Origin of the sequence: Streptomyces sp. NPDC002476, assembly GCF_042889785.1 — a bacterium.
In the GTDB taxonomy this organism is placed as follows: Bacteria; Actinomycetota; Actinomycetes; order Streptomycetales; family Streptomycetaceae; genus Streptomyces.
This window is the reverse complement of record NZ_JBIARH010000012.1, coordinates 100,178-109,149: the sequence shown is the minus strand read 5'-3', so window position 1 is coordinate 109,149 and position 8,972 is coordinate 100,178. Positions and strand designations below refer to the sequence as shown.

Here is an 8,972-nt window from a genome sequence, read left to right as displayed (position 1 = left end):
CGGCGGGCCGCCGGGGGGGGGGGCCGCCCCGCCCGCCCCCCCGGGGGGGGGGGGCCCCTGCCCCCACCCCTCCCCGGCGGCGGCGGCCGCCGCGCCCCCCCCCCCCGACTGCGTGCGCCGTATCGTTGAGTACGCCGCACCCGTCACCCTTCGATGCAGAGAGGCGCCGCACCATGGTGCAGATCAAGACCCCCGAGCAGATCGCCAAGATGCGTGAGGCGGGCCTGGTGGTCGCTGCCATTCACGCGGCCACCCGGGAGGCGGCGGTTCCCGGCGCCACGACGGCGGACCTGGACCGGGTTGCCCGCAAGGTCATCGCCGACCACGGTGCGAAGTCGAACTTCCTGGGGTACGGCGGTTTCCCCGCGACGATCTGCACGTCGGTCAACGAGGTCGTCGTCCACGGCATCCCGGACGACAAGACCGTCCTCAAGGACGGCGACATCATCTCCATCGACGCCGGCGCCATCGTCGACGGCTGGCACGGCGACGCCGCGTACACCGCGTTCGTGGGCACCGGTCACGCACCGGAGGTGGTCGAGCTCTCTCGGGTGACCGAGGAGTCCATGTGGGCCGGTATCGCCGCGATGAAGGTGAACAACCGCCTTGTCGACATCTCGAAGGCGATCGAGTCCTACATCCGCCGCCAGCCCCGTCCGGCGACCGGCAAGTACGGGATCATCGAGGACTACGGCGGCCACGGCATCGGTACCGAGATGCACATGGACCCGCACCTGCTGAACTACGTCTCGCGGGGGCGCGGCAAGGGCATCCGGCTGGTGCCCGGCGTCTGCCTGGCGATCGAGCCGATGGTCTCGCTCGGTACGGCGAAGACCGAGGTGCTCCAGGACGACTGGACCGTGATCACGACGGACGGCACCTGGTCCTCGCACTGGGAGCACTCGATCGCCCTGACCGAGCAGGGCCCGCTGGTCCTGACCGCCCCCGACTGCGGGCGGGCGAAGCTCGCCCAGTACGGCATCGAGGCGGCGCCGGACCCCCTCGGCTGACCCTTCCCCGAGGTCTTGAGGACCAGGGGAGACCCCATCGGCCGATACGGTGCCGTACGGCCGGAGCCCCGCCCGCGCGGGGGCCTCCGGGCGGGCGGGGCGATTCGACCCCCTTGTGGAGGTCTAAGGATCTACTCCGCCGGGCAAACTTGACGGATTCGTCTTTTGGGGTCGGCTGACGTAGACTGACGCGTCGGCTCTCGTGCATCCGTGTGTCCACATGTCCACATCCGATGCCGGAAGCCGATCAAGGTAGCCGATTCGAAGGGCGAAGCGTGGCCAAGAAGCAAGGTGCCATCGAAATTGAGGGCACCGTGATCGAGTCCCTCCCGAACGCCATGTTCAAGGTGGAGCTCCAGAACGGTCACAAGGTCCTCGCGCACATCAGCGGCAAGATGCGGATGCACTACATCCGGATCCTCCCGGATGACCGGGTCGTCGTGGAGCTCTCTCCGTACGACCTGACGCGTGGCCGGATCGTCTACCGCTACAAGTAGATCTTGCCCGCGCCGCGCTCCGTCGCGGTGATGGCACTGACCCGGAGAACCTGACATCCCATGAAGGTCAAGCCGAGCGTCAAGAAGATCTGCGACAAGTGCAAGGTGATCCGCCGCCACGGCCGGGTCATGGTCATCTGCGACAACCTGCGCCACAAGCAGCGCCAGGGCTGACGCACGACCACCTGCATCTCGCAGCACTTCGCGCGACGCACGCAACAACGTACATACGCAGAGTCCGTCCAAGCTTCGGCTGACGGCACCTCCGGCGGGGGCCGGGGACCCGGACGTACCACCTCTCGGACGAGGGGTCGGCGGTCGGGAGCGGCTCTGCGGAAGACCCCCGACACGACAACTGGAGCCATTTCATGGCACGCGTTTCAGGTGTTGACATCCCGCGCGAAAAGCGCGTGGAGGTCGCCCTCACCTACGTCTTCGGCATCGGGCGCACCCGGTCCAAGGAGATCCTCGCCGCCACCGACGTGAACCCGAACACCCGCGTTCGCGACCTGGCCGAAGAGGACCTGATCAAGATCCGCGAGTACGTGGACGCCAACCTCCGCACCGAGGGTGACCTCCGCCGCGAGATCCAGGCCGACATCCGCCGCAAGGTCGAGATCGGCTGCTACCAGGGTCTGCGTCACCGCCGCGGCCTGCCGGTCCACGGCCAGCGCACCAGCACGAACGCTCGTACCCGCAAGGGCCCGCGTCGCGCGATCGCCGGTAAGAAGAAGCCGGGCAAGAAGTAGTCCTCAGCGGACGCACTGCGGCTGTCCGGGCCACCGGAACCCGCAGCAACCAGCGGTCTTCGCTGTAGGACCGATCACCTCCCCTCTCCATCTGGAGTCAAGACATGCCCCCCAAGGGACGTCAGGGCGCAACCAAGAAGGTGCGTCGCAAGGAAAAGAAGAACGTCGCTCACGGCCACGCGCACATCAAGAGCACGTTCAACAACACGATCGTCTCGATCACGGACCCCTCGGGCAACGTGATCTCCTGGGCCTCGGCCGGCCACGTCGGCTTCAAGGGCTCGCGCAAGTCCACGCCCTTCGCCGCGCAGATGGCCGCCGAGTCGGCCGCCCGCCGCGCGCAGGAGCACGGCATGCGCAAGGTCGACGTCTTCGTGAAGGGTCCGGGCTCCGGCCGCGAGACCGCGATCCGTTCGCTCCAGGCCACCGGCCTGGAGGTCGGCTCGATCCAGGACGTCACCCCCACCCCGCACAACGGATGCCGGCCGCCCAAGCGCCGCCGCGTCTGACTCCTGCGCGGTAAAGCACCGCGGGTCCGGGCGGTACGGCCCCTCTTCGGGGCGTACCGCCCGTACCCTTGTCAGTACCTGGGGGCGTCAAATAGTGGGCGCCCACGACTGAAGGAACACAACAATGCTTATCGCTCAGCGTCCGTCGCTGACCGAAGAGGTCGTTGACGAGTTCCGCTCCCGGTTCGTGATCGAGCCGCTGGAGCCGGGCTTCGGCTACACCCTCGGCAACTCCCTCCGCCGCACGCTCCTCTCCTCGATCCCCGGTGCCGCCGTCACCAGCATCCGGATCGACGGTGTCCTGCACGAGTTCACCACCGTGCCGGGCGTCAAGGAGGACGTGACCGACCTCATCCTCAACATCAAGCAGCTGGTCGTCTCCTCGGAGCACGACGAGCCGGTCGTGATGTACCTGCGCAAGCAGGGCCCCGGCCTGGTCACCGCCGCGGACATCGCCCCGCCGGCCGGTGTCGAGGTGCACAACCCGGACCTGGTCCTGGCCACCCTGAACGGCAAGGGCAAGCTGGAGATGGAGCTGACCGTCGAACGCGGTCGCGGCTACGTCTCCGCCGTCCAGAACAAGCAGGCGGGCCAGGAGATCGGCCGTATCCCGGTCGACTCCATCTACTCGCCGGTGCTCAAGGTCACCTACAAGGTCGAGGCGACCCGTGTCGAGCAGCGCACCGACTTCGACAAGCTGATCGTCGACGTCGAGACCAAGCAGGCCATGCGGCCGCGTGACGCCATGGCGTCGGCGGGCAAGACCCTGGTCGAGCTGTTCGGTCTGGCGCGCGAGCTCAACATCGACGCCGAGGGCATCGACATGGGCCCGTCCCCGACGGACGCCGCGCTCGCCGCCGATCTGGCGCTGCCGATCGAGGAGCTGGAGCTCACGGTCCGCTCGTACAACTGCCTCAAGCGCGAGGGCATCCACTCGGTGGGCGAGCTGGTGGCCCGTTCCGAGGCCGACCTGCTCGACATCCGCAACTTCGGTGCGAAGTCGATCGACGAGGTCAAGGCGAAGCTGGCCGGCATGGGCCTGGCGCTCAAGGACAGCCCGCCCGGATTCGACCCGACCGCCGCTGCCGACGCCTTCGGCGCCGACGACGACGCGGACGCCGGTTTCGCGGAGACCGAGCAGTACTGAACCGCCTCCGGCCGGGGCGCCCGGGAATCCCGGGCGCCCCGGACCGGGGTTCGGGCCTTGTCCTCCCTGCGGGACGGGCCCGACCTGGATCTCCCGCGTGGCGTCCGCCGCGCGGGAACTGACACCGGTACCTGACACGGCCGGTGCAGCACACAAGGAGAAGAACCATGCCGAAGCCCGCCAAGGGTGCCCGTCTGGGCGGCAGCGCCGCGCACGAGAAGCTGCTTCTGAACAACCTCGCGAAGTCGCTGTTCGAGCACGGCCGCATCACGACGACCGAGGCCAAGGCCCGCCGCCTGCGTCCGGTCGCCGAGCGCTTCATCACCAAGGCGAAGAAGGGCGACATCCACAACCGTCGCCTGGTGCTGCAGTCGATCACGGACAAGGGCGTCGTCCACACGCTCTTCACCGAGATCGCCCCGCGGTACGAGAACCGCCCCGGTGGTTACACCCGCATCACCAAGATCGGCAACCGTCGTGGCGACAACGCCCCGATGGCCGTGATCGAGCTGGTCGAGGCGCTGACCGTGGCCCAGCAGGCCACCGGTGAGGCCGAGGCCGCCACGAAGCGCGCGGTCAAGGAGGACGCCCTGAAGAAGGACGCCGCCGAGGCCGTCGAGGACGCCGAGCCGGCCGAGGCCGCCGAGGCGGAGTCCAAGGACGCCTGAGTCCTGGCGACTGCCTGAGTCCGAGGACGCCCGAGCGTTCCGAGACCGCTGGACGGGCCCGCATCACCCTTCGGGGCGGTGCGGGCCCGTTCCGTAGGCAGGCACGGGCAGAAAGAGATCTGTGGGTGAGTGACGGTGGCTGACGAGGTGGAGCCCGGGTCCGTACGGCTGCGGCTGGACCTGGCGTACGACGGCAAGGACTTCTCCGGCTGGGCGAAGCAGACCGGGCGGCGGACCGTGCAGGGCGAGATCGAGGACGCGCTGCGGACCGTGACCCGTTCGGCGCGGACGTACGACCTGACCGTGGCCGGACGCACGGACGCGGGGGTGCACGCGCGGGGGCAGGTCGCCCATGTGGACCTGCCGGACGAGGTGTGGGCCGAGCACGGCGACAAGCTGCTGCGGCGGATGGCCGGACGGATGGCGCCCGATGTGCGGATCTGGCGGATCGCCGAGGCCCCGACCGGGTTCAACGCCCGCTTCTCGGCGCTCTGGCGTCGTTACGCGTACCGGGTCTGCGACCGTCCCGGCGGCGTGGATCCGCTGTTGCGCGGTCATGTCCTGTGGCACGACCGGCCGTTGGACGTCGACGCCATGAACGAGGCGGCGGCGCGGATGACCGGCGAGCACGACTTCGCGGCGTACTGCAAGAAACGCGACGGCGCCACGACCATCCGCACGCTCCAGAAGCTGAGCTGGGTGCGGGACGGGGCGTCGGGCATCCTGACGGCGACCGTGCAGGCCGACGCGTTCTGCCACAACATGGTGCGGGCGCTGATCGGCGCGGCGCTGTTCGTCGGGGACGGGCGCCGCGAGCCCCAGTGGCCCGCCCGGGTGCTGGCGGCGCGGGTACGGAACCCGGGGGTGCACGTGGTGCGCCCGCACGGCCTGACGCTGGAGGAAGTCGCCTACCCGGCCGACGAGTTGCTGGCAGCCCGGGCCGAGCAGGCGCGCAATGTGCGCACGCTGCCCGGGTCGGACGGCATCGGTGCCGGTGGCGGCCGGGACGACGAGGGCTGCTGCTGAGCGCCCACCGGACGCCGGGGGAGTGGATCGGGGGCCGCGGATCGGTCCGCGGCCCCGGACGGCCCGTCAGCCGGTCTGGGCGGTGGCGGCAGCGGATGCCTGGAGCTTGCCGCGGTGGTGGATCTGACGGAACGTGAAGTTCGTCAGGTCGTTGCCGGTGGCGTAGACGTTCTTGTCGTCCGCGGTGACGTTCTTGCCGTCGGTGAAGCCGCTGATGGAGAAGTAGGCGTAGCGGCCGTAGGAGTTGGCGGTACGGCGGCAGACCGATCCGGCCGGGCAGAAGGCCGGTACGCCGGCGCCGCCGAGCGCGGCGATGCCGCCGGTGGACTGCTGGGCCGCCCGCCGGGCACGGGCTTCGGTGGGGAAGACGGCGATGCCGACGGTGACGGCGACGCCGTCCTTGGCGTAGGTGGCCCGGACGACCTGCTCGCAGCCGTTGGCGGTGAGGACCTGGCCCAGTCCGCTCTTGGTGGCGGCGGCGCAGTTCTCCGTGCGGTGGGTCGCGCCCTTGACGTAGACGCGGTCGCCCATCGTCAGCTTCCTGCCGGGGAAGAACGCGTCGACGGTGATCGGCGCCTTGTCCTTCCTGGCGTCGGATATGTAGTCCTTGGGGTCCGGCGGGGGCGGCGGGGCCACCGAGGAGAAGGACGGCTCCGGGCCGGCGGTCTCGTCGGGCAGGTCGGCCGGTTCGGGGAGATGACCGGCGTTCTTGCCGGCGCTCGTGCCGTTGTCGCCCTTGCCTGCCGTGACGACCGCGGTGGCCACGATGGCGCCCACCGCGGCGGTGGCGAGCACCCCGCCGCCGATCAGCAGCCACTTCTTGCGGCGACCCCGCGCCGCGGACGCGTCGGCGAGCGCTGCCCAGTCCGGAGTCGGTGCGCCTCCGGGCCCCCACGAGGGCCCCCCTTGCCCATAGCTCATGCGGCGCATCCTAGTGCCGCTCGTCCTGGTGCGGCGGCGCGGAAGGTAATCCGTTTGGGCCGGTATCGCGCGACGGTGACAATGCTGCCCATGGGACATCTCGAAGCGGGCCACCTGGAGTACTACCTACCGGACGGGCGGGTGCTGCTCGGTGATGCCTCGTTCCGGGTGGCGGACGGGGCCGTGGTCGCCCTGGTCGGCGCCAACGGCGCCGGGAAGACCACGCTGCTGAAGCTGCTCTCCGGGGAGCTCCAGCCGCACGGCGGCTCGGTCTCGGTGAGCGGCGGCCTCGGGGTGATGCCGCAGTTCGTGGGGTCGGTCCGCGACGAGCGCACGGTCCGGGACCTGCTGGTCTCCGTGGCCCAGCCCCGTATCCGGGAGGCCGCGCTGGCCGTGGACCGGGCCGAGGAGCTGATCCTCACTGTCGACGACGAGGCCGCGCAGATGGCGTACGCGCAGGCCCTGAGCGACTGGGCGGAGGCGCGCGGCTACGAGGCCGAGACGGTGTGGGACATGTGCACCACGGCCGCGCTCGGCATCCCGTACGAGAAGGCGCAGTGGCGCGAGGTGCGCACGCTGTCCGGCGGGGAGCAGAAGCGGCTGGTGCTGGAGGCGCTGCTGCGCGGGCCGGACGAGGTGCTGCTGCTCGACGAGCCGGACAACTACCTCGACGTCCCCGGCAAGCGGTGGCTGGAGGAGAAGCTGAAGGAGACCCGCAAGACGGTCCTCTTCGTCTCCCACGACCGGGAGCTGCTGTCCCGTGCCGCCGAGAAGATCGTCAGCGTGGAGCCGAGCCCCGCGGGCAGCGACGTGTGGGTGCACGGCGGCGGCTTCGACACGTACCACCAGGCCCGCGCCGAGCGGTTCGAGCGGTTCGAGGAGCTGCGACGACGCTGGGACGAGAAGCGCGCGCAGCTGAAGCGGCTGGTGCTGGACATGCAGCAGTACGCGGCACGCAGCGACGAGATGGCCTCCCGCTATCAGGCGGCGAAGACCCGGCTGCGGAAGTACGAGGAAGCGGGGCCCCCGCCGGAACCGCCGCGCAAGCAGGACATCAGGATGCGGCTGCGCGGCGGGCGGACCGGCGTGCGGGCGGTGACCTGCGAGGGGCTGGAGCTCACCGGGCTGATGAAGCCGTTCGACCTGGAGATCTTCTACGGGGAACGGGTCGCCGTCCTCGGCTCGAACGGCTCCGGGAAGTCGCACTTCCTGCGGCTGCTCGCGGGCGAGCCGGTGGCGCACACGGGGACGTGGAAGCTGGGGGCCCGGGTGGTGCCGGGGCACTTCGCGCAGACGCACGCCCACCCGGAGCTGCTGGGGCACACGCTCGTCGAGATCCTGTGGAAGGAGCACGCCAAGGACCGGGGCGGGGCGATGTCGGTGCTGCGCCGCTATGAGCTGGAGCGGCAGGGCGACCAGCCGTTCGAGAAGCTGTCCGGCGGGCAGCAGGCCCGGTTCCAGATCCTGCTGCTGGAGCTGGCCGGGACGACCGCGCTGCTGCTGGACGAGCCGACGGACAACCTCGACCTGGAATCGGCCGAGGCCCTGCAGGACGGCCTGGAGGCGTACGAGGGGACGGTACTGGCCGTCACGCACGACCGGTGGTTCGCGAAGTCCTTCGACCGGTATCTGGTGTTCGGCTCGGACGGTGTCGTACGGGAGTCGAAGGAGCCGGTCTGGGACGAGCGGAGGGTCGAGCGGGCGCGGTGAGCCGGGCGCGGCCCGCGGGCTTCCCGGTGGGCGTGGGGCCGGGGGCGATTTTGACCCGTGCAAGGGGCGACGGTAGTCTGCTGCTTTGTTATGCGTATTGGCTTGGTCGTTCTCACGCGAGGGGCCCTTACGCCGGTCCACCGGGCCGATGACCAGCGGCAGGCACTCGGGTTGCGTCCCCGTGGAGCCGCCAGGGCTGGTGTGATCGGCCGGGTGGCCTTGTCAGGACCCACTCACTGAAGAAGCGAAGGCTACGACCGTGCGTACGTACAGCCCCAAGCCCGGAGATGTGACGCGCCAGTGGCACGTCATCGACGCCCAGGACGTCGTCCTGGGCCGTCTGGCCACCACGGCCGCGAATCTCCTCCGCGGCAAGCACAAGGCGATCTACGCCCCCCACATGGACATGGGCGACTTCGTCATCATCATCAACGCCGACAAGGTCCACCTGTCCGGCAACAAGAAGACCCAGAAGATGGCGTACCGCCACTCCGGGTTCCCGGGCGGTCTCCGCTCCGTCCGTTACGACGAGCTGCTCGCCAAGAACCCCGAGAAGGCCGTCGAGAAGGCCATCAAGGGCATGATCCCCAAGAACAGCCTGGGCCGACAGGTTCTCTCGAAGCTCAAGGTCTACGCGGGCGACCAGCACCCGCATGCTGCTCAGCAGCCGGTCCCGTACGAGATCAGCCAGGTCGCGCAGTAGTTCCGGCCTCCCCCTAAGACCAAGAGAAAGAT

The 8,972-nt window shown here is 69.8% G+C and carries 11 protein-coding genes; 10 read left to right on the top strand and 1 reads right to left on the bottom strand.

All coding sequences use genetic code 11. From position 1 onward, the window contains the following. Window positions 1–173: 173 nt before the first annotated feature. The 8 genes from map (at window position 174) to truA (ending at window position 5,606) form a co-directional block, all read left to right on the top strand. Complete coding sequence (map, locus tag ACFYXM_RS16760; protein ID WP_389289964.1) at window positions 174–1,010, top strand: type I methionyl aminopeptidase; 837 nt, start codon at window positions 174–176, stop codon at window positions 1,008–1,010. Window positions 1,011–1,285: 275 nt separating this feature from the next. Continuing rightward, complete coding sequence (infA, locus tag ACFYXM_RS16755) at window positions 1,286–1,507, top strand: translation initiation factor IF-1 (protein ID WP_003956442.1); 222 nt, start codon at window positions 1,286–1,288, stop codon at window positions 1,505–1,507. A 60-nt stretch (window positions 1,508–1,567) separates the two neighbouring features. Continuing rightward, window positions 1,568–1,681, top strand: a complete 114-nt coding sequence (gene rpmJ / locus ACFYXM_RS16750) for a 50S ribosomal protein L36 (protein ID WP_003956441.1) — start codon at window positions 1,568–1,570, stop codon at window positions 1,679–1,681. Window positions 1,682–1,875: 194 nt separating this feature from the next. Beyond that, a complete protein-coding gene (gene rpsM / locus ACFYXM_RS16745; protein ID WP_073786802.1) occupies window positions 1,876–2,256 on the top strand; it encodes a 30S ribosomal protein S13 in 381 nt (126 codons plus the stop codon). Window positions 2,257–2,360: 104 nt separating this feature from the next. Next, window positions 2,361–2,765, top strand: coding sequence for a 30S ribosomal protein S11 (rpsK, locus tag ACFYXM_RS16740; protein ID WP_125496499.1), 405 nt, complete (start codon window positions 2,361–2,363; stop codon window positions 2,763–2,765). Window positions 2,766–2,889: 124 nt separating this feature from the next. Continuing rightward, window positions 2,890–3,912: a DNA-directed RNA polymerase subunit alpha gene (locus ACFYXM_RS16735; RefSeq protein ID WP_326767231.1), complete on the top strand. Its 1,023-nt coding sequence runs from the start codon at window positions 2,890–2,892 to the stop codon at window positions 3,910–3,912. 167 nt (window positions 3,913–4,079) lie between these two features. Continuing rightward, window positions 4,080–4,580 (top strand): 50S ribosomal protein L17, encoded by a 501-nt coding sequence (gene rplQ, locus ACFYXM_RS16730; RefSeq protein WP_389289962.1) that lies wholly within the window; start codon window positions 4,080–4,082, stop codon window positions 4,578–4,580. Window positions 4,581–4,715: 135 nt separating this feature from the next. Beyond that, window positions 4,716–5,606: a tRNA pseudouridine(38-40) synthase TruA gene (gene truA / locus ACFYXM_RS16725; RefSeq protein ID WP_389289961.1), complete on the top strand. Its 891-nt coding sequence runs from the start codon at window positions 4,716–4,718 to the stop codon at window positions 5,604–5,606. 66 nt (window positions 5,607–5,672) lie between these two features. On the opposite strand, the gene ACFYXM_RS16720 is transcribed toward truA, so the two are convergent. Beyond that, on the bottom strand, window positions 5,673–6,527 hold the full coding sequence (locus ACFYXM_RS16720; protein WP_389289959.1) for a hypothetical protein: 855 nt from the start codon (window positions 6,525–6,527) through the stop codon (window positions 5,673–5,675). Between the two features lie 90 nt (window positions 6,528–6,617). Here ACFYXM_RS16720 and ACFYXM_RS16715 point away from each other — a divergent pair, with 90 nt between their 5' ends. Next, a complete protein-coding gene (locus ACFYXM_RS16715; RefSeq protein WP_389289958.1) occupies window positions 6,618–8,237 on the top strand; it encodes an ABC-F family ATP-binding cassette domain-containing protein in 1,620 nt (539 codons plus the stop codon). 259 nt (window positions 8,238–8,496) lie between these two features. Beyond that, window positions 8,497–8,940: a 50S ribosomal protein L13 gene (rplM, locus tag ACFYXM_RS16710; protein WP_073786810.1), complete on the top strand. Its 444-nt coding sequence runs from the start codon at window positions 8,497–8,499 to the stop codon at window positions 8,938–8,940. The last annotated feature ends 32 nt before the right edge of the window (window positions 8,941–8,972 follow it).

Bases quoted from the DNA above. Each gene is read 5' to 3' on its own strand.
- rpsK (WP_125496499.1), top strand. From the start codon at position 2,361: ATGCCCCCCAAGGGACGTCAGGGCGCAACCAAGAAGGTGCGTCGCAAG.
- rplQ (WP_389289962.1), top strand. From the start codon at position 4,080: ATGCCGAAGCCCGCCAAGGGTGCCCGTCTGGGCGGCAGCGCCGCGCAC.
- ACFYXM_RS16715 (WP_389289958.1), top strand. From the start codon at position 6,618: ATGGGACATCTCGAAGCGGGCCACCTGGAGTACTACCTACCGGACGGG.
- rpsM (WP_073786802.1), top strand. From the start codon at position 1,876: ATGGCACGCGTTTCAGGTGTTGACATCCCGCGCGAAAAGCGCGTGGAG.
- ACFYXM_RS16735 (WP_326767231.1), top strand. From the start codon at position 2,890: ATGCTTATCGCTCAGCGTCCGTCGCTGACCGAAGAGGTCGTTGACGAG.
- ACFYXM_RS16720 (WP_389289959.1), bottom strand. From the start codon at position 6,527: ATGAGCTATGGGCAAGGGGGGCCCTCGTGGGGGCCCGGAGGCGCACCG.
- map (WP_389289964.1), top strand. From the start codon at position 174: ATGGTGCAGATCAAGACCCCCGAGCAGATCGCCAAGATGCGTGAGGCG.
- rpmJ (WP_003956441.1), top strand. From the start codon at position 1,568: ATGAAGGTCAAGCCGAGCGTCAAGAAGATCTGCGACAAGTGCAAGGTG.